The organism is Microbacterium sp. 22242, from assembly GCF_052045495.1.
Taxonomy (GTDB): Bacteria; Actinomycetota; Actinomycetes; order Actinomycetales; family Microbacteriaceae; genus Microbacterium.
In genome coordinates this window covers 118,154-136,484 of record NZ_JBQEOZ010000006.1, presented here as the reverse complement: position 1 = coordinate 136,484, position 18,331 = coordinate 118,154, and the positions used below count along the sequence as shown (strand labels likewise).

At 71.8% G+C, this 18,331-nt stretch carries 16 protein-coding genes; 2 read left to right on the top strand and 14 right to left on the bottom strand.

Annotated features, from left to right (window positions below):
* Nucleotides 1-25: 25 nt before the first annotated feature.
* From ACTJJZ_RS08865 to ACTJJZ_RS08820, 10 genes are all read right to left on the bottom strand, one after another.
* The gene (locus ACTJJZ_RS08865; RefSeq protein ID WP_440720817.1) at nucleotides 26-1,168 is read right to left on the bottom strand and encodes a hypothetical protein; all 1,143 of its coding nucleotides are present in this window, start codon (nucleotides 1,166-1,168) and stop codon (nucleotides 26-28) included.
* Nucleotides 1,162-1,977 carry a hypothetical protein gene (locus ACTJJZ_RS08860; RefSeq protein ID WP_440720816.1) on the bottom strand — a complete coding sequence of 272 codons (816 nt, stop codon included), beginning with the start codon at nucleotides 1,975-1,977 and terminating at the stop codon, nucleotides 1,162-1,164. The genes ACTJJZ_RS08865 and ACTJJZ_RS08860 overlap by 7 nt, the downstream gene beginning before the upstream one ends.
* A complete protein-coding gene (locus tag ACTJJZ_RS08855) occupies nucleotides 1,974-3,023 on the bottom strand; it encodes a vWA domain-containing protein (protein WP_440720815.1) in 1,050 nt (349 codons plus the stop codon). Before ACTJJZ_RS08855 ends, ACTJJZ_RS08860 begins: the two co-directional genes overlap by 4 nt.
* On the bottom strand, nucleotides 3,020-4,006 hold the full coding sequence (locus ACTJJZ_RS08850; RefSeq protein WP_440720814.1) for a vWA domain-containing protein: 987 nt from the start codon (nucleotides 4,004-4,006) through the stop codon (nucleotides 3,020-3,022). The genes ACTJJZ_RS08855 and ACTJJZ_RS08850 overlap by 4 nt, the downstream gene beginning before the upstream one ends.
* Nucleotides 3,997-4,488: a hypothetical protein gene (locus tag ACTJJZ_RS08845; RefSeq protein WP_440720813.1), complete on the bottom strand. Its 492-nt coding sequence runs from the start codon at nucleotides 4,486-4,488 to the stop codon at nucleotides 3,997-3,999. Before ACTJJZ_RS08845 ends, ACTJJZ_RS08850 begins: the two co-directional genes overlap by 10 nt.
* Nucleotides 4,472-5,389 (bottom strand): DUF58 domain-containing protein, encoded by a 918-nt coding sequence (locus ACTJJZ_RS08840; RefSeq protein WP_440720812.1) that lies wholly within the window; start codon nucleotides 5,387-5,389, stop codon nucleotides 4,472-4,474. The genes ACTJJZ_RS08845 and ACTJJZ_RS08840 overlap by 17 nt, the downstream gene beginning before the upstream one ends.
* A gap of 209 nt (nucleotides 5,390-5,598) precedes the next feature.
* Entirely contained in the window at nucleotides 5,599-6,564 is a 966-nt protein-coding gene (locus tag ACTJJZ_RS08835) for an AAA family ATPase (protein ID WP_440720917.1), read from the bottom strand.
* Between the two features lie 573 nt (nucleotides 6,565-7,137).
* Nucleotides 7,138-7,512, bottom strand: a complete 375-nt coding sequence (locus ACTJJZ_RS08830) for a DUF4190 domain-containing protein (protein WP_440720811.1) — start codon at nucleotides 7,510-7,512, stop codon at nucleotides 7,138-7,140.
* A 524-nt stretch (nucleotides 7,513-8,036) separates the two neighbouring features.
* Nucleotides 8,037-9,038, bottom strand: coding sequence for a DMT family transporter (locus ACTJJZ_RS08825; RefSeq protein ID WP_440720810.1), 1,002 nt, complete (start codon nucleotides 9,036-9,038; stop codon nucleotides 8,037-8,039).
* A 113-nt stretch (nucleotides 9,039-9,151) separates the two neighbouring features.
* A complete protein-coding gene (locus ACTJJZ_RS08820; protein WP_440720809.1) occupies nucleotides 9,152-10,225 on the bottom strand; it encodes a hypothetical protein in 1,074 nt (357 codons plus the stop codon).
* Nucleotides 10,226-10,448: 223 nt separating this feature from the next.
* On the opposite strand from ACTJJZ_RS08820, the gene ACTJJZ_RS08815 reads away from it, so the two are divergent.
* On the top strand, nucleotides 10,449-11,735 hold the full coding sequence (locus ACTJJZ_RS08815) for an adenylosuccinate synthase (protein ID WP_440720808.1): 1,287 nt from the start codon (nucleotides 10,449-10,451) through the stop codon (nucleotides 11,733-11,735).
* 1 nt (nucleotide 11,736) lies between these two features.
* The gene (locus ACTJJZ_RS08810) at nucleotides 11,737-12,930 is read left to right on the top strand and encodes a lactonase family protein (RefSeq protein ID WP_440720807.1); all 1,194 of its coding nucleotides are present in this window, start codon (nucleotides 11,737-11,739) and stop codon (nucleotides 12,928-12,930) included.
* A 59-nt stretch (nucleotides 12,931-12,989) separates the two neighbouring features.
* Here ACTJJZ_RS08810 and ACTJJZ_RS08805 read toward each other — a convergent pair whose 3' ends face one another.
* From ACTJJZ_RS08805 to ACTJJZ_RS08790, 4 genes are all read right to left on the bottom strand, one after another.
* Entirely contained in the window at nucleotides 12,990-14,081 is a 1,092-nt protein-coding gene (locus tag ACTJJZ_RS08805; RefSeq protein ID WP_440720806.1) for a flavin-containing monooxygenase, read from the bottom strand.
* A 220-nt stretch (nucleotides 14,082-14,301) separates the two neighbouring features.
* Nucleotides 14,302-15,912 carry a LuxR C-terminal-related transcriptional regulator gene (locus ACTJJZ_RS08800; RefSeq protein WP_440720805.1) on the bottom strand — a complete coding sequence of 537 codons (1,611 nt, stop codon included), beginning with the start codon at nucleotides 15,910-15,912 and terminating at the stop codon, nucleotides 14,302-14,304.
* 184 nt (nucleotides 15,913-16,096) lie between these two features.
* On the bottom strand, nucleotides 16,097-17,245 hold the full coding sequence (locus ACTJJZ_RS08795; protein ID WP_440720804.1) for an adenosine deaminase family protein: 1,149 nt from the start codon (nucleotides 17,243-17,245) through the stop codon (nucleotides 16,097-16,099).
* Complete coding sequence (locus ACTJJZ_RS08790) at nucleotides 17,242-18,324, bottom strand: extracellular solute-binding protein (protein WP_440720803.1); 1,083 nt, start codon at nucleotides 18,322-18,324, stop codon at nucleotides 17,242-17,244. Before ACTJJZ_RS08790 ends, ACTJJZ_RS08795 begins: the two co-directional genes overlap by 4 nt.
* Nucleotides 18,325-18,331: the final 7 nt, after the last annotated feature.

Sequence of the window (18,331 nt, the reverse complement as noted above, 5' to 3'; positions counted from 1 at the left end):
AGGCGGTAAGGCGGCACAGCCGAGATCAGGGGTACTTCTTCAGCGCCTGCGTGAAGTCGTCGGTCTTCTTCTCGCTCAGCATGTACCGGCCCACCACCGCGAGCTGGAGTCCTTCCAGCGGCTCGCCCGTGCGCTTCGCGGTCTGTTCCCGCGAGGCGCGGTAGGCGCCGGTCTTGTCGTTAGCCAGGTCGGTCATGGTCGCGTAGAACCAGCCCGGATCGGGGTCCTCGTCGCTGAACCACTCCCAGTCGACCTGGGTCTCGGGGGTGGCGCCGCCGTACATCTTCGGGATCACGCTCGGGTCGACGCCGCTGGCGGGATCGTTGAACGCGATCATGCCGCGCCAGCCGTGCTCCTCGATCACCGACTCGATCGTCTGCATGACCTCGAGCTTGTGGTCGTAGCCGGTCACCGGCTGCGTCGTCGCCCACACCGGCGAGCCGTACCGCACCAGCATCGACTCGCCGCCGTAGCCGTTGCGCTCGGGCCGGTCCTGGGCGTCGCTCACCGTGACCCAGGTGAACCCGTACTTCGCGGTGAGCTGGGCGCGGACGTCGGACATCGTCTCGTCCGCGAGCGACTGCAGCTTCTCGAGCGACTGCTGGCTCAGGAAGCGCTGCGGATCCTTGTCCTTGATGCCCGGGTACGCCTCCCAGAGCTTCTGCTTGTCGGTCTTGTGACCGGCGTAGGATCCCGTCGCCGCGACCCGCACCGCGCTCAGCGCGCCCAGGGTGCCGACGTTGAGGACGAGCGCGACCGTGAGCGCGGCCGCGCCGAGCGTCCGCCCTGCTCTCGTCGCGAGGGCGGCGATGACGAGGCCGAGCACCACGAGCTGGAGCACGAGCATCGTGGCGCCGAAGAACGCGTCCGCGTTGCCGACCGCGAGCAGGATCACGCACACGAGCGCGAACGCGACCACGGCCGAGAGCGCGATCCAGCCGAGCGGGCTTCTCCTGGCTGCCCGCGGCGCCGTCGACGGGCTCCAGGAGTCGCCGCGTTCCGTCTCGCGCCCGGCTCCCGCGACGACCGGGAGGGTCGGGGTGGAGGCCGCAAGCGGCACCTGGCCCAGCAGCGCGCGCCGCGCGCCGCGGTAGCCGCCGGGGGGCGGGAGCGGCGGGGCTCCGGCCGAGTCGGACACGTATCGGGGCGGATCGCTGCGCTCTACCATGGCTTGTCCGTTCCGGTGCTGCCGCCGTCGTCGTTGCCGTCCTTCTGGTTCTGCTGCCGCTCCTGCTCGCCCTGCTGCAGCTTCTTCTGCAGGTCGTCGAGCTTGCCCTGATCGGGCTGCTGCGGCTGCTGCTGATCCTTCGGCTTGTCCTTGCCCTGATCCGGGTTCTGCTGCTGCTGTTGCTGCTCCTGCTGCTTCTGCTTGAGGCGGTCCTGCTGATCCTTGTTCGACTGGCTCATGTCGCGCTGCGGATCGGGCGACTGCTCCTGCGCCTGCTTGCTGTCGCACTCCTTGGGCATGTCGGCGTTGACCTCGAGGGCCTTCGCGTAGAACGCGACCGCGGTCGTCGGATCCTGCTTGTCGGCCGCCGCGTCGCCCTCGCGCTCCAGCACCAGGGCGAGGTTGAAGCGCACCGCGCACACCTCGAGTCCGTGGGCGAGCTTCAGCGACTCCTCGAACTTCTTCTGGCCTGCGGCGAGCTTGCCCGACTCGGCGAGGCCCACGCCCTGGTCGTAGGGCGCCTTGTACGGCTCGAACCAGTTGGCGGGGTCCAGGCGCTCCGCGGCGGCGATCGAGCCGGAGTAGTCGCCCGCGACATAGGCGGTGATCGACTGGTAGGCGAACGCGTACAGGCTGAGGAGCTTGCCGACGAACAGCACCGCTACCAGCAGCAGCGGCAGCGAGCCCCACGCGATCCAGCGCCGGGCCAGGCGGCGGCGCCGGTTGCTGCGGAGCAGCGCGTGCGCGGCCGTGGCGTCGGGAGCGGCCTCGGACGGCTCCGCGACGGGGCCGGTCAGCGTCTCGGTCATGCCTCCCCTCCCTCCTGCTTCGGCGATGCCGCGGGTTCCGGCCGCACCGACAGGCCGCGCATCCGCACGACGAGCATGGCCGCCCGGGCGATCTCGAGGCACAGCAGCAGCACGACGACGAGCGCCGCGATCCAGGACAGGTCGGTCGGCTGGGTGAGCGGATCGTTCTCGCGGTAGGCCGTGGTCGACTTCGGAGCGGGCGGGAAGACCGCCTTCTGCGTCGCGCTGCGGTGCTGGTACTTCACGCCGAGCTCGCTCGCGAACTGCTGCAGGTTCTTCTCGTCGATCCGGCTCAGGGCGTCGGATCCCTGGTACTGGATGTAGTCGCCGCCCCCCGCGTCGGATCCGGAGGCGTCGCCGAGCGCGCCCGTCGTCTCGCGCATCGGGCCGCCCTGCGCCGTGCCGTAGCCGAGCACGCCACCGCCCGACGCGTGCTTCTTGGCGTCCGCGAACGACTCCGGGTTCGTCGACACGGTCTGCTCGCCGTCGCCGAGGTAGAACACCAGGCGGGCGCGATCCGGAGAGGACTTCTGCGCGTTCTGCAACGTCTGCGCGACGAGCTGGTTCGCGATGCCGATCGAGCTGCCCTTCGACTGCCGGGTCACCTCGGGCTGCAGCACGTCGACCGCGGACACCAGCGCGGTGCTGTCCGTGGTCAGCGGCAGCCGCAGCACCGGGGTCGCGTCGAACGTGATCAGCGCGAACCGGGCGCCGGGATACGCGGCGACGATGCCCCGCACGTCCTGCCGCACGCCGTCCATCCGCGGATGCGTGCCGTTCCAGTCCTCGGCGACCATGCTCGCGGTGGTGTCGACGGCGATCACGACGTCCGTGGCCGAGGCGAGCGTGCGCACCTGCCCGCCGGGAACGCCCGGCCGCAGCAGCAGCACCCCGCACGCGAGCACCAGCAGGACCCGGAGGACCCAGACCGCCGGGCCGGTGCCGCGGGCCCGCACCGCGCGCACGAGCATCCACACGGCGCCCGCCAGCACGGGCAGGACGAGCAGGATCGCCAGGAACGGCGCGATGACGGGCTGGAGGATCACAGTCGCACCTGCCACAGCAGCACGACGAAACCCAGCGCGATCACGATCAGCGCAGCGATCCAGAGCTGCGGCACGTCCGTCCAGATGACGGTCGCCTGGCCCTTGAGCTGCGACGCCTCCTGCTTCTGCACCTCGCTGATGATGTCGCTCACGGTGGTGGTCTCCCGCAGCGCGTAGGCCTTGCCGCCCGTCGTGGTGGCGGCGTCGGCGAGGGTCTTGCTGTTCGGTTCGTCCACGCCCTCGACCGGGTTGATCGTGTAGATGCGGATCTTCTTGGACGCCGCGTAGTCGGCGGCCTCCTCGAGGGACACGATCGGCGATCCGTTCAGCTCGTTGTCGGTGGCGAGGATGATCGAGCGGGCGCGCTTCTGATCGGCGTGGTCGAAGCGCATCACGCACGACGCGAGACCGTCGCCGATGAGCGAGGCGCCCACCCCGTTCATGGTGCCGACCCACTGCTCGGGCACGTCGGTGGAGTAGTCGAAGCCCTTCATCAGGCTCCGCAGGTGATCCTTCACGAACGCGTAGTCGTCGGTGAGCGGGAAGACCTGCACGGCGGAGCTGTTGAAGATCGTCAGCCCGATCCGCTCGCCCTTGAAGCCGTCGGAGAGCTTGTCGAAGATCGACACGATCTCCTTGTCGACGTCGGTCATGGATCCGGACACGTCCAGGCACAGCATGACGTCGCGGCTCGTGGAGACCGGCTGCACGGTCTTCTGCGCGACCGGCCGCGCGGCGACCACGCCGCCGAGCACGACCGCGAGGATCCCCAGCGCGACGATCGCGGCCAGCGCCGCCTGGCGCCGGCGGACCGCACGGCGGAACGCGGGCAGCGTGCGGATCCGCTCCGCCCTGGCGACCGGCGCGCCGCCCGCCGCGGTCCCCCCGCCGCGGCCGCGCAGCCCGAGCAGCACGCCGACGACGAGCGCGACGAGCGCCGCGCCGAGCACGGCGAACAGGATCCAGGCGTTGGCTAGTACCACGTGGTCACCACCTGACGGGCGGCCTCGGCGCCCACGAGCGGGTCGACCGGGGCGGTGCGCCGGAAGATGCTCGGGTAGTAGTTGCGGCCGATCGCGTCGATGAGCGCGGGGTGCACGCCCATCCGCACGAGGTCGTCGAGGGCCAGGACGGGCGCCTCGATGCCGCTGTACTCGTTCACGAATCCGCGCACGACGCGGCTGAGATCGAGGTTGGCGCGGCGGGCGTCGCTGGTGCCGGCGCGGTAGTCGGCCTCGATCTGCGCGATCGCGCCGAGGTACTCCTGGCGGAGCGCCGTCGCGGCGTCGGCGGTGAGCAGGGGCTGCGGCACGGGGGCGGCGGCGAACGCGAGCGACCGGCGCGGGCGGGTCAGCACCACGACGAGCCAGGCGATCCCGGCGATCAGGGCCAGGATGCCGATCGCGAGCAGGATCCAGCCCCAGCCGTACTGCGCGGGCGGATACAGCTCATCCGTTCCGGACATGCGACCTCGCATCCAGCATCTCGAGCAGCGCGCCGACGGCCTGGCCCTGCTCGGCGAGCGCGACATGCGTGATCTCGAGCCGGCGCAGCAGCGTCTCCGTGCGCTCCGTCTCGGCGGCGTCCATCGCGTGCAGCTCGGCCGCGAGCTCGGCGTCGCCCTGCATGAACTCGGGGATCGCCCAGTGCGAGGCGACGTCGCGGCGGGAGCGCTGCACGCCGTCCTTCCCGGCCCGTGAGCCCGTCGACGGGTCCAGCACGGGCTCGGCGTCGCGCAGCGTGATCCAGAGCACGTCGTGCTGCACGCGCAGCCGGCGCAGCAGCCGCTCGGTCTCGGCGCTGACCGGAGTGTCATCGGTCAGCACGACCACGATCATGCGCCGCGCGATCGTGCGCGCGATGTAGTTCAGCAGCGCATCGCGGTCGGAGGGCGCTGAGGCCGCGTCGACGGCGCGGTCGATCGTGCGCAGGGTGTGCTCGAGGGCCGCCTCCGAGCGGCCGATCTCGCGCCGGCCCACCGCCTCGGAATCGCCGCTGACCAGGCAGAAGTCGTCGCCGTGGCGGAGGGCGAGCAGGCCCAGCACGCCGACCGTGAGGATCGCCAGCTCCTTCTTGGGCTTCTCGTCGTGCGCGAGCGCGGTCATGGACAGGCCGGTGTCGACGGCGAACAGCACGGTGTGCATGCGGGTGGCCAGCGAACGGCGCACCACGGGGGATCCGAGCCGCGCGGTCGCCTTCCAGTCGATGTCGCGGATCTGGTCGCCGTACTCGTAGGCGCGCAGATCGTCGAAGTCGAGGCTGTGCCCGCGCAGCAGCGACGCGTACGCGCCGTCGAGCGCGTGCGTCGACTTGCGCGTCGACTGGATGAAGAGCTTGCCCTTCACCGGCGTCAGCAGGCTGGCCATGGATGGATCCTCAGTTCGTTCGGTCGGTGCGCTCTGGGCTCAACGACCGGTGGGAGATGGAAAACGTCGCTCCGAAGCGCCCCCGATGAGCGAGATCCATCTCCGGGATGCGGCGCGCGGGCCACGGAGATGGAAAACGTCGCTCACAGGCACCTCGGAGATGCGAAATCCATCTCCGAGGGTCCGGGCAGCGGCGAGCGGGCGCATGATCAGGGGGTGGGCACGGCGCCGAAGATGGCGTCGATGATGTCCTCGCTGCGCACGTTCTCGGCCTCGGCCTCGAACGTGAGCAGCACGCGGTGGCGCAGCACGAGGTGACGGAGGTTCCGCACGTCCTCGGGGATCACGTACGAGCGTCCGGCGAGCAGCGCGAGCGCGCGCGAGGCCTGCAGGAACGCGATGGATCCGCGCGGGCTGGCGCCGTACTTGATGTAGCCGCCGAGGGTCTCCCCGATGTACGGCACCGGGTTCCTGGTGACGTACACGAGTGACACGATGTAGTTACGGATCGCGGGGTCGACGTAGATGCGGGACGAGATGTCCTGCAGCTGCTCGACGTCGGCGAGCGAGATGGTCGTGGAGGCGTGCCGGTCCGGATCCAGGGCGCCCGAGTCGATCCGCGCAAGCACCTCGAGCTCGTCGGCGGGGCTCGGATACTCCACGATCTCCTTGAGCAGGAAGCGGTCCATCTGCGCCTCGGGCAGCTCGTACGTGCCCTCCTGCTCGATCGGGTTCTGCGTCGCGATCACGAGGAACGGCCGCGGCACGCGGTGGATCTCGCCGCCGATCGTGGTCTGCCGCTCCTGCATCGCCTCGAGCATCGCGCTCTGCGTCTTCGCGCTCGAGCGGTTGATCTCGTCGAGCAGCACGAAGTTCGCGTGCACGGGGCCGAGCACGGTGCGGAACGTGCCGCTCGCCGCGTCGTAGATCTGCGTGCCGGTGATGTCGCTGGGCAGCAGGTCGGGCGTGCACTGGATGCGCTTGAAGTCGGCCTTGACGGTGTCGGCGAGAGTGCTCGCGGCGGTGGTTTTGGCGAGGCCCGGCACCGACTCGAGCAGGATGTGCCCGCCGGCCATGAGCGCGAGCAGCAGGCTGGTGCGCAGACGCTCCTGGCCGACCATGCGGGTCGAGTAGGCGGTGGACACGATGCCGAGGATCTGCCGCGCCCGCGCCATCTCGGCCTCGGTCGGGGCCGGCTTGGCCGCGGCCGCGGCCTGGGACGCGGCCCCGGAGGCCTGCCCCGCCGCGTTTCCGGCCTGACCGGCAGGTGAGCCGGCCGCGGTCCCTGACGCGGCGGCCCCGGTCCCTGAACCGGCGGCCCCGGTCCCTGAACCGGCGGCCCCGGTCCCTGAGCCTGTCGAAGGGACCTCCGCGGGAGGAGTCTGCACTGACCCCGGCTGCTCGCGACGGATGCTCGGCCCGGGCGGCATGGGAGGCGCCGGTGGGATCGCGGGCGGAGGGCTGACGATGCCCGCAGGCGGGGGCGGAGTCTGCGCGGCGTACGCGGCGTCGATGTTCTGGCTCACGAGCGGATCCCCCTGTGGTTCTGGCGCGCGCGATCCGGTCGCGCGCAACCCTGCCAGCGTAACCGCCGAGGCTGACCATGCCACCCGGATCGGATGGGGAGGACTACCCATCGGGGGTGCCCAGGTTCACAGGGGTGTGCGGCGTGCAGGCCGTGCTCGTGGCCTACGACGCGGGCTGGTGTCACCGGCCTGCGCCGACCTGCCTCCGGTGGCGACGCCGGCTCAGGTCATCGAGACCGCGACCCCGAACACCGAGAGCCCGACGACGAAGAACACGATCAGGATCAGCACCCACACCAGCAGGATGAAGCTCGAGACGATCACGCCGGCCAGCGCCATGCCGCGCCCGGCAGGCTCTTTGCGCAGGCCCGCGATGCCCAGGATCAGCGCCGCGATCGGGACGAGGAACGTGAAGCCGAACACGATCGAGACGAGCGCCAGCACCATGGAGGCGATGCTCATCCCCTTGGGCTCCGGCACCACGAGGTGGGTGGGCATCGGGTAGTACGGCTGGCCGGTCGCCGGGTGCTGTGCCATCGGATACGGCGGTGCCTGCTGATACGGCAGTCCGGGCTGCGGGTCCTGTGGATAGGTCATGGCTCCCCCTGGGTCGGTGCGGTGCGGTGCGGTGCGGTGCGGTGCGGTGCTGTGCTGCCGCCTCTCCTTCCTAGCGCAGTCGCGCCGAGCGCGTGCTCGTCGCCGCGAATCTGCGACACCGGCCGGAGGTCCGTCAGAGCAGTGCCGCGACCTTCTGCGCGTTCTCCTTTCGCGGATCCGGCGGGTCGGGCCGGTGACGAGCCGGTCGTCCGTGACCGCGTAGGAGACGAATGGGCGCCGCGCGGCGTTCGCCTCCTGCTCGGCGATGCGGGACGAGCTTGTCGACACCGGCGAGGACCTCTTCCCGCCACGCGAAGCCGGGGAGATGACGAGCAGCACCGGATCCTCACCCTCGCCGCGCTCGGCGCAGGCATCGTCGCCGTCGACCTCATTCGCGCCGCGGCCGGGGCGCACCGGGGTCGGCCTGGTGAACCTGGCCCCGTGTGGCTGCGGCTGCAGCAGCTCGGCTCGGCATGGCCGGCGTCGTAACGATCCTCGTCACGGGACCCGCTCCCTCCGCCTGGTCATCGGGGCGGTTCTGGTGCTCCTGGCGTTGCGGCTCGCACGATGCCGTCTGCTCGCTCGCCGGGAGGGCGCCGCCACCGCAACCGCGCGATGAGCACGCCGAGCAGGCAGAGCGCGCCGCCGAGGAACATGAGCGCGGTCGGCACCTCGCCGAGGATCAGCCACGACAGCAGGATCGCGATCGCCGGCACCACGTATGTGGTCGCGGACGTCTGCCCCGCCGTGCTGCGCTGCAGCACATAGGCCCAGGTGGTGAAGGCGATCGCCGTGGGGAAGACGCCGAGGTAGACCACCCACAGGGTCGCGTCGAGCGGGGCCGTCCGCAGTGCGCCCACGAGGCTGCCCGACCACGGCAGCAGCGCGACCGTCCCGACCGCCGCTCCCAGCCAGGTGAGCGTGGTCGAGTCGGCCCCCGCGCTCAGCAGGTGCTTCTGCAGCAGCGTGCAGCCGGCGTACATGACGGCGGCCAGCAGCGCGAGCAGGAGGCCGGCGATGTCGACGGCCCCGGTCTTCCCCGAAGGGTTCAGGCCGATGAGCACGACTCCGACGAAGGCGATCGGCGCCCCGATCAGCAGCGGCTTCGGGAAGCCCTCGCGCAGGAACAGTCCGCTGAAGACGACGACCATGAGCGGGGCGAGGTTGACCACCATCGCCGCGGTACCGGCGTCGAGGGTGTGCTCGGCGGCGTTGAGCGCCAGGTTGTAGACGCAGAACCACCCGACGCCCCACACGGCGACCAGCAGCCACCGGCGTCGTGGCGGCAGGCGGACGCCGCGCCGCAGTGCGATGACGGTGAGCGCCGCGGTGCCCACCGCCATGCGCAGCAGGGCCATGGCGCCGGGGTCGAAGTGCGGGCCCGCGCCGCGGATGCCGATGAACGCCGAGGCCCACAGCACGACCGTCACCACGGCCGCGGTCAGGACGAGGGCTCGGTTGCGGGGCGGTGGGGTCGCGCCATCGCCCCGTGCGGGCCGGGTCTGTTTCGGCGTGGCCTCGGTCATCCTCCGATCGTGGCAGGGGCCGCGGACATCGGTCGAGAACAGCGACCGCCATCCGTCGCCGAGATCCTGCCAGCATGCCGCGGCCCGCCCGACCGGCCGCCACGTCGACGCGGTCAGATGTCGCTGCGGCGGGCTTCGATGGGCTCGCCGGGCGTGCCGTCCGTGTAGGCGGCGCGGACGAGCGGGTCGCCGAGATCCAGGGCGACCAGGCCCTCTCCGAAGGTCAGCGACGCGCGGCCGGAACCGTCGAACGTCACGGATCCGACGTTCGTCGAGCGGTACGTCACGGACACCGCGGATCCGGGCTGGCCGGTCAGGCTGAGCGTGTAGCTCTGGAGCAGGCGGATCCCGAGCAGGCCGACCGTCTCGTTACGGGTGAGGCCGGTGAAGGCGAGCGGAGCGGGCGCTGCGGGCGGGGCGGGCGCGGGCCCGGCGTCTCCGGGGACCGGCGCCGGTGCGGGCGCGGGCGCGGAGGATCCGGTGTCGCCGGTGTCGCCGGTGTCGACGGGATCGACGGGATCCCCGGCGATCGGGGCGATGGCCGTCTCGACGGGCGGGATGGCATTCGCCGGGGGCGGTGGGGGCGTGCGCGGCGGGGCGGAGGCGGACGGCGACCCCGCGCCCTCGAGGCCCCGCCCGGCGATCGGGTTCGGGGGCGCGTCGACGTGCTGGTCTTCCGCGGCCGGCGGTTCCGGCGCGCGCAGCAACCACGGCCCGATCGATCCGAGTCCGGCGATCAGCACGAGGGCGGCGGCGATGCCGGACCAGACGACAGCGCGGCGCCGTCGCGGAGCGGATCCGTCCGCCGTCGCGGGATCGATCGGCTCGGCCGCCAGTACGGTCGCCGCCTGCTGCTGGCGGGCCTCGCGGCGCGGCGACGGAGCGGGTTCTGCGAGCGGAGCAGGTGTGACGAGCGGCGCGGCGAGCGACAGGTGCGGGGCCAGTGCCGCAGGCGCGGTGCCGGACTCGGTCATCGGCGGGAGGGGCAGCGGGATCGTCCGCGCTCCGGCCTCGACGGTCGGGGCGGCGGGTGCGTCGGCGTCCGGCGCGACCAGCGGCGCGGCGAGCGGCGGCACGTCGAACAGCGGGCGGGTCAGCGCCTCCCTGCGCAGGCGCGCCTCGCGGCGCGTGGCTGCGGCGGGCATCGCGCTCGGGCCCGCGGGTGGCTGCTCCGTCGGCTCTGTCATCGTCGTGTCTCCGGCAGCGCCGTCCGTGGTGCGGCACCGCGGGTCTCACCCTAACGACCCCTCTCTGACCGTTCCCTGTCGGTCGTGGCCGCGGCGGGACCGCTCCCGCAACGACGACGGACCCCTCCGATAGACTGGCTCCGCCCGATCGGGCGAGCTCATCGGCCGGTGCAAACCCGGCGAAAGCACGGCGGCCATGGCCGTATCCAAGGGGGATGAACCCATGCCAGGAATCGTGATCGTCGGCGTCCAGTGGGGCGACGAGGGCAAGGGCAAGGCCACCGACCTGCTCGGGGAGCGCACCGACTGGGTCGTCAAGTTCAACGGCGGCAACAACGCGGGCCACACGGTCGTGGTCGGCAACGAGAAGTACGCACTGCACCTGCTCCCCTCCGGCATCCTCTCGCCCGGCGTCACCCCGGTGATCGGCAACGGCGTCGTGATCGACCTCGAGGTGCTGTTCCACGAACTCGAGGCGCTCGGATCCCGCGGCATCGACACCTCCCGCCTCAAGGTGAGCGCCAACGCGCACATCATCACGCAGTACCACCGCACGCTCGACAAGGTCACCGAGCGCTTCCTCGGCAAGCGCATGATCGGCACCACCGGGCGCGGCATCGGCCCCGCCTACGCCGACAAGATCAACCGGGTGGGGATCCGGGTGCAGGATCTCTTCGACGAGAACATCCTGCGCCAGAAGGTCGAGGGGGCGCTCGACCAGAAGAACCACCTGCTCGTGAAGGTCTTCAACCGCCGCGCGATCACGTGCGACGAGATCGTCGAGGACCTGCTCTCCTACGCGGAGCGGCTGCGGCCCATGGTCGCCGACACGGGGCACCTCCTCGACGAGGCGCTGTCGCGCGGCGAGGTCGTGGTGTTCGAGGGCGGCCAGGCCACGATGCTCGACGTCGATCACGGCACGTACCCGTTCGTGACCTCGTCCTCCGCGACCGCCGGGGGTGCCGCGACCGGATCCGGTGTGGGCCCCGGCCGCCTGGACCGGATCGTCGGCATCGTGAAGGCCTACACGACGCGCGTCGGATCCGGCCCGTTCCCCACCGAGCTCTTCGACGAGCAGGGCGACTGGCTGCGCGCGCGCGGTTTCGAGTTCGGCACCACGACGGGGCGTCCGCGCCGGGTGGGCTGGTACGACGCGCCGATCACCCGCTACGCGACCCGCGTGAACGGCATCACCGACCTCGTGCTGACCAAGCTCGATATCCTGGACGGGCTGGAGCAGATCCCGGTGTGCGTCGCCTACGACGTCGACGGGGTGCGCTTCGACGACGTGCCGGTGAACCAGAGCGACTTCCATCACGCGAAGCCGATCCTGGAGTACTTTCCCGGCTGGAGCGAGGACATCTCGTCCGCCCGGACCTTCGAGGATCTGCCGAAGAACGCCCAGGACTACGTGCTCGCGCTCGAGAAGATGAGCGGCACCCGCATCTCGGTGATCGGCGTCGGCCCGGAGCGCGACCAGGTCGTCGTGCGTCACGACCTCGTCGACTGACATGACGCGCTTCTGGGTCGGCGGCTACGGCCCCGAGATGGAGGGGCAGGCCGACGGGATCGGTCTGCTGGCCGTCGATGACGGCCAAGGCCCGACCGCGCTTGCGTACCGCGGAGCCGTCGCGCCCGCGCCGTCGCCGTCGTGGCTCGCGCAGCATCCCGCGCTCGACGTCGTGTATGCGGCCCTCGAGGGAGCGGGCGAGGTCGCCGCGTTCGCGCGCACGGGCGAGAGCGCACTGCGTCCGCTCGGCGAGCCGGTCGCTGCCGGGGAGCTCGTGTGCCATCTGGCGGTGGATCCGCAGGGCCGCTTCCTCGTCGCGAGCTGCTACGGCGACGGCCGCGTGGTGCGGATCGGGCTTGGCGCGGACGGATCCCTCGTGCCCGAGGGGCGCGACAAGGCCGCGGAGCTCCGGCGGGCGCTGTTCGGCGACGGCGAGGCGGCCCCGGACCCGGCCGGTGGCCGTGAAACCGAACTTCCGTCCCGAGACCGAGGAAATGATCGTCGGTTTCGGGACGTGGATTCGGTCTCGCCGTCGACCGCGGCCGTGGACCCCTACCCCGCGGATCCGAACCGCCTCGACCCGAACGGCGACCCGCGCGTCTCGCACGCGCATGCCGCCGCGTTCCTGGCGGACGGGCGGATCGCGACGACCGACCTCGGGTACGACCTGGTGCGGATCTGGCGCCCCGCGCCGTCGGGGCTGACGCTCGACCACGAGGTCGTGCTGCCGCGCGGATCCGGCCCGCGGCACATGGTCGTGCACCCCAGCGGCCACCTGCACGTGGTGACCGAGCTCTCCTGCGAGGTGTTCACGCTGGCCGCCGATCGCGAGGGCCGCTGGAGCGTCGTCGCGGGAACCGCCGTCTCCGCGATCCTGACCCCCGGCCACGACCACCCGGCCGAGCTGAGCCGCTCGCGCGACGGCGAGACCCTGTACGCCGGCGTGCGCGGCAGCAACACCATGGCGGCGCTGCGCGTGCGCGGATCCGGCGATCGCGTCGAGCCCCTCGCCCTCGCGGACGCGGGCGTCGACTGGCCGCGCTTCCACCTCCTGCACGAGGGCGCGCTGCTCGTCGCGGGCCAGCGCTCCGACCAGGTCAGCGTCCTCGACCTCGACGACCGCACGGGCGCCCCGGGCCGGGTCCGGCACCGCACCGCCGCCCCCGCTCCCACGCACCTGCTGCACGTGCGCTGACGCGCCGCGTATCCGGCGGGGCGTCGCGCAAGGGCGGTTGCGCGGGTGCCGCCCAGCTCTTACGCGGCCAGCGGGACAGGCGCAGGCCGCAGCAGGTGCTCCACCACGTACTCCGCGTCGCGGCCCATGCCCATGAGCGTCGGCGAGGCGATGGAGTACTGGAACGGCAGGCCCATGAACGCCAGGCCCGGAACGGTCGTGGACAGCCCGCGCTCGTGCCGGATCCCGTTCTCGTCCTCGAACCCGGGCAGGTCGATCCAGTCCAGGATCGGCCGCGACCCCGTGCACCACACGACCGTCGCGGGGCGCAGGCGCTCGCCGTCCTCGAGCACGGGAAGGCCGTCGTCGACGCCCGCCACGCGCCCGACCTGACGGATACCCGCCTTGCGCAGATCCGCCACGTGGTTGCGCACGAGGTTCACGCCGTGGCCGCGCTGCCGCTCCCACGCGCGCCGCCCCTTCTCGGTGTCGATCGTGAGGTTGCGCAGCCGGCGGATGAAGATGCTGCTGATCAGATTGCCGACGGGTGTGTCGATGCGCCCGGGGACCTGCCCCGGATGGCGCCCGGCGATGACGGTGTCGTGGCCGTTCGCCGCCGCCTCCAGGGCGATGTCGGTGCCGGAGTTGGCGGCCCCGACCACGAGCACCGGCCCGGCCGCGAGGTCTTCCGGACCGCGGTAGGCGACCGAATGCACCTGGCGGATCGCCGGATCCAGCTCCGACGCGAACGCGGGCAGGATCGGACGGTGGTGGGCGCCGGCGGCGACGACCACCTTTCCCGCGACGATCTCCTCGCCGGAGTCGAGCTCGAGGCGGAACCGGCCGTCGGGCTCGGCCGAGAGCCGCTGCACGCGCGTGGCCGTGCGCACGGGGATCTCGAACGTCGCCGCGTACCGCTCCAGATAATCGGCGAGCTGCGCCGCCGTCGGGTAGTCGAACACGCCGATGTCGAGGCGCAGTCCGGGCAGCTCCACCCAGCGCCGCGGGGTGAAAAGGCGCAGCGAGCGGTAGCGCTCGCGCCAGGAATCGCCGATGCGCGCGTGCGCATCGAAGACCTCGATCCGCGCGCCGCGCTCCTGGGCGCGCCGGGCCGTGTGCAGCCCCGCCGCACCTGCGCCGACGATGGCCAGGTCGAGTGTCGTGATGGACATGATGGCCTCCTCTTCCGGGATCGGGCTCTGCGGATCTCCGGCTTCTCTGCACGGTAGGCCGACGGGCGATCGCCCGGCATCGGCAGAAATGACCAATTCGGATCCGGATCCGGCCTCCGGCTCGAGCGGCAACCGTCCGAAACTCAGTCGATGTCGAGTTCAACAGGCCGTTCGCGACCGTCGTGCGCAGGATCGACTGAGTTCGGAACCCGCGACGATGTCAGGCGACGGTGACCAGCCCGTGCCCGAAGGCGTACGCCGTCGCCGCGGAGCGCGAGGGGACGTCGAGCTTGCTGAGGATGCTGCCCACGTGCCGGGCCACCGTGCGGTCGCTGAGGAACAGGTGCTCGGCGATGCGCTGGTTCGACCAGCCGCGGGCGACGAGCTCGAGCACCTCGCGCTCGCGACGGCTGAGACCGGGATCCGCCGGTCCGCGCTGCGTGGTCGTGGCGAGCCGCTCCAGCCGGGCCAGGTCCGGCACGGCGCCGAGCCCCTCCAGCGCGACACGGGCGGCGTCGAACTCGAGCTGCGCCCCCTCCTCGTCACCGGCGACGCGCGCGGCGCATCCGATCGCGACGCGCACGAGCGCCGCCTGGTGCGGCGCGTCCAACCGTCGCCAGTCCAGCCACGCGGCGCGCAGCAGCGGCAGCGCCTCGGCGCTGCGCCCCTCCCGCAGCGCGATCTCGCCCTGCGCCTGGGATGCCTGCGCCCGCAGCGACAGGGTGCCGAAGGCCGCGGCGCACTCGGCGAGCTCCGCGGCGGCGTCTCGGGCCTCGGCAAGGCGTCCGCGTTCGAGCGCCACGGTCACTGCCGCGGCGAGCACCTCCGCGCGCGCGGCGGGGCCGAGTGTCATCGCGCGCGCCCTGGTCAGACCGGACCACGCCGTGTCGAGCTCGCCGGCGTCGCGGTGCAGCAGGGCGAGTCCGGGCTGCACCTCGCGGCCCAGCGCCGCCGCCTGCCGGAACGCGTCGCGCGCCGGAGCGGCCCTGCCGGCCACGCGATGCAGCTCCGCGGCGCGGTACCACGCGTTCGCGAGGGTCTCGACCCGCTTCTCGCTGCGGCACACCTGCTCCGCGGCCTTCGCCGCCTCGCCCCATTCGCCGCCGAGCTGCATGACGGTCGCGCGGTGCAGCGTGCACTCGCCGCGGAACGGCTCCAGCCCGCGCTGCGCGTCGCACCATTCGCCGAGGTCGCGGGTCCAGACCCGCGCCCGTTCCAGGTCGCCCCGGGCGAGCAGGCTCGCCACCACGGCGCAGAACGCGGGCCCCGCGGCACGGTCGCTCACCCGGCCCGATCCGATCATCAGCATCACCCGGTCGAGGCAGCCGAACCCCTCTTCGACCTGACCCAGACGCACGAGCGCGCGGCCCAGGCCCATCGTCGCGAGCGCATCCAGGTCGCCGTCGTCCACGGCAATGGCGAGCTCCGCGGCCCGCCGGTAGAGCGGGACGGATCCCTCCAGGTCGCCCTGCGCGAAGCGGCCGACGGCGCTGCACAGCTCTCGGTAGGCGTCGGTGTGCGGATCCGCGTCCGGTCGCGCGCACAGCTCGAACAGCCGGCCCATCCACGTGCGCGCCCGCACCTGGTCCCCGTGCTCGCTGAGCGTGAAACCGAGCCAGAACACGCAGCGCACGGCGGCGGCGAGATCGCCGTCGTCGAGATGGCGCAGGTGGGCGCGCTCCCAGGCGCGGTGGCTCACGTCGTCCCGGCCGGTGAACCAGGCCGCCTGGCCGAGCTCGTCCAGCTCCGCCGCGTCGAGCAGGGCTTCCCGGGCGACGAGCTGGTCGAACCGCCCGGTCCAGTCCACGACCGTCGCGCCCCGGATCGTCATGCGCACAGTATGTTCCCGGCCGGAAGCGGGGACAAGGGCAGATGCCCGTGCGGGCGGTGCGGATCCCGCCGGTTGCCCTCGGCATGTGCGCGGACGTGCCGCGGGCGCGGGCGGACGCATGATGCCCGAGCGGGACGGATCCTCGCTCGGGCATCACGCGTCTACGTGCGCCGTCCGCGCCGCCCTACCGGACGGTGTCCGGAAGGGCGGTGTCCGGAAGGGCGGCGTCCGGAAGGGCGGCATCCAGCTCGACGAGCGCAGCCTCGACCTCCGCGCGGAGAGCCGCGCGCTCGGCGTCCGGCAGCCAGGACGCCTCCACGGCACGCAGGGCCATGCGGCTCAGCTGCTCGTGTGTCGCGCCGATCTGCTCGTTCAGGATCGCGTACTCGTTCGTCAGAGTCGTCGGGAACATGCCGGGGTCGTCGGAGCAGGGGATGACGTTCAGCCCCGCATCGAGCATCGCCCTGATCGAGGCGCGCCGCCACGGCCGCCAGGAACGTCGCGAGGTGGTGGAGCCCACAGTGAAGGCGACCCGATCGTCACGGACGCGCGCCACGACCTCGGGATCCTCCAGCACGTAGTAGCCGTGGTCGATCCGATCGCAGCCGAGCAGGTCGAGGCACGTGATCGTGTTCTGCGCGCTGGGCGTGTGCTCCGAGGAGTGCGCGGTGCGCTTCAGGCCGGCCTGCCCGGCGAGACGGTAGGCGTCGGCGAAGCGCTCCGGCGGGCCGGCGGTCTCGAGGTTGTCCAGCCCGATGCCGACGACGTACTCGTTCGGGTTGTCGACGACCTCGCGCACCCGGGCCAGTGCCTCGTCCCCGCTCTTGGAGCGGTCGATGCCCTTGATCAGCCGCCCTGTCATGCCGAAGTCGCGCTCGGCCAGTCGGATCCCCTCTGCATACGCGGCCACGCTTCCGGCGTAGCCCAGCGCGGAGAGGTGCTCAGGGACGTCGTCGAAGAACAGCTCGAGGTGTCGCACCGCACTCAGCCGGTGCGCGTCCTCGAACGCCTCGTAGACGATGCGGGTGAGATCGTCCGCGTCGCGCAGCGACTCGATCACCCACTTGGAGGCCTGGAACAGGGAATAGGAGACCTCCGGCTCGTCGGGGGACCGCTCCAGGGGAACCGGGATCACGGTGTCCGCATAGAGCGAAGGGTCGGGTGGCAGCGAGTTGATGTCCGCGAAGATCCGCTCGGGCTCGGCCGGAAGATCCAGCCGCGCTCGGCGAGCCAGGTCGGCGAAGGTCGCCGCACGCACGGTGCCGATGAGATGGCAGTGCAGCTCGGCCTTCGGCAGCTTCCGGATCCAGTCCGCGGAGACGGCGGGCGTCACTTGGACGACACCTCACGGGCGAACCGGTCGACCCATTCGTTGCGGGTGGGGACGATCTTGGTCGGGTCGAGCGTCTTGTACCCGGCGGCGATCGGGTCGGCGGCGATGTCGCCGACGACGGCCTTGGCGTCCGCGGGGATCTCCGCGCCGAGGTTCACCGGCAGATCGCCCACGATCCTGGCCGATGCGCTCTGGGCCTCCGCGCTGAGCAGGTAGTCGATGAACTTGTAGGCGGCGTCGGTGTGTGCGGCGCCCTTGGGGATCATCGCGCGGTTGGTCGCCATGTAGGCGCCCTTCGACGGCGCGGTCCATGCGATGGGCTGGCCGGACGCGATGAGCTTCGTCGCGAAGCCGTTGAGCGCGTCGGCGGCGACGATCTCCTTCTGCGCGATCAGGTTCGTCACCTCGGTCGAGGAGCTGTAGAACTGCAGGATCCCCGGCGCCCAGCCGTGCATCGTCTTGAAGGCCGTGTCCACGTCGTACGGCCCCTTGCCGAATGCGGTGCCGACGCCGCTGATGGTCAGCTGACCGGCCGTCACGGCGATGTCGGGAAGGGCGAGCTTGCCCGCATAGGCGCTGTCGCCGTAGAGGTTCCAGTCCTCGGCCTGCTTCTTGTCGAGCACGTCGGTCCGGTACATGGTGCCGTTCAGCTGGTAGCTGTAGGCGGGACCGTCGTAGCTCTTCTCCTTGGCGAACTCGGCGATCTTGCCCAGTTCGGGGACCTTCGTCGCGTCGACCTTCTGGAACAGGTCGTCCTTCTGGCCCATCGCGGCGTAGAAGTCGCTGATCAGCATGACGTCGACGCCCGGATCGACGCCGCCGGCGAGCTGAAGCTTCGAGATCCGGTCGGCGTTGGCGCCCGTGTCGAGCTCGACCTTGATCCCGGTCTTCTTGGTGAACGGGTCGATCACCGCCTGCGTGAACTGGTCGGATCCGAAGGAGAACGTGCTGACCACGAGCGTCTTCGATTCCGCGCTGGACGCCGCGGGCGCGGGGGAGGAGCTGCAGCCGGCCAGGGTGAGAGCCGCCGCTGCGACGGCGGCGACGACCGCCGCAGCGCGCAGACGAGATGAGTTCATGATGTGT

What these genes read in the sequence shown, in the direction of transcription:
- ACTJJZ_RS08865 (WP_440720817.1), bottom strand. Translation starts at nt 1,168, where the DNA reads ATGGTAGAGCGCAGCGATCCGCCCCGATACGTGTCCGACTCGGCCGGA.
- ACTJJZ_RS08860 (WP_440720816.1), bottom strand. Translation starts at nt 1,977, where the DNA reads ATGACCGAGACGCTGACCGGCCCCGTCGCGGAGCCGTCCGAGGCCGCT.
- ACTJJZ_RS08845 (WP_440720813.1), bottom strand. Translation starts at nt 4,488, where the DNA reads ATGTCCGGAACGGATGAGCTGTATCCGCCCGCGCAGTACGGCTGGGGC.
- ACTJJZ_RS08840 (WP_440720812.1), bottom strand. Translation starts at nt 5,389, where the DNA reads ATGGCCAGCCTGCTGACGCCGGTGAAGGGCAAGCTCTTCATCCAGTCG.
- ACTJJZ_RS08835 (WP_440720917.1), bottom strand. Translation starts at nt 6,564, where the DNA reads ATGGCGCGGGCGCGGCAGATCCTCGGCATCGTGTCCACCGCCTACTCG.
- ACTJJZ_RS08830 (WP_440720811.1), bottom strand. Translation starts at nt 7,512, where the DNA reads ATGACCTATCCACAGGACCCGCAGCCCGGACTGCCGTATCAGCAGGCA.
- ACTJJZ_RS08825 (WP_440720810.1), bottom strand. Translation starts at nt 9,038, where the DNA reads ATGACCGAGGCCACGCCGAAACAGACCCGGCCCGCACGGGGCGATGGC.
- ACTJJZ_RS08820 (WP_440720809.1), bottom strand. Translation starts at nt 10,225, where the DNA reads ATGACAGAGCCGACGGAGCAGCCACCCGCGGGCCCGAGCGCGATGCCC.
- ACTJJZ_RS08815 (WP_440720808.1), top strand. Translation starts at nt 10,449, where the DNA reads ATGCCAGGAATCGTGATCGTCGGCGTCCAGTGGGGCGACGAGGGCAAG.
- ACTJJZ_RS08810 (WP_440720807.1), top strand. Translation starts at nt 11,737, where the DNA reads ATGACGCGCTTCTGGGTCGGCGGCTACGGCCCCGAGATGGAGGGGCAG.
- ACTJJZ_RS08805 (WP_440720806.1), bottom strand. Translation starts at nt 14,081, where the DNA reads ATGTCCATCACGACACTCGACCTGGCCATCGTCGGCGCAGGTGCGGCG.
- ACTJJZ_RS08800 (WP_440720805.1), bottom strand. Translation starts at nt 15,912, where the DNA reads ATGACGATCCGGGGCGCGACGGTCGTGGACTGGACCGGGCGGTTCGAC.
- ACTJJZ_RS08790 (WP_440720803.1), bottom strand. Translation starts at nt 18,324, where the DNA reads ATGAACTCATCTCGTCTGCGCGCTGCGGCGGTCGTCGCCGCCGTCGCA.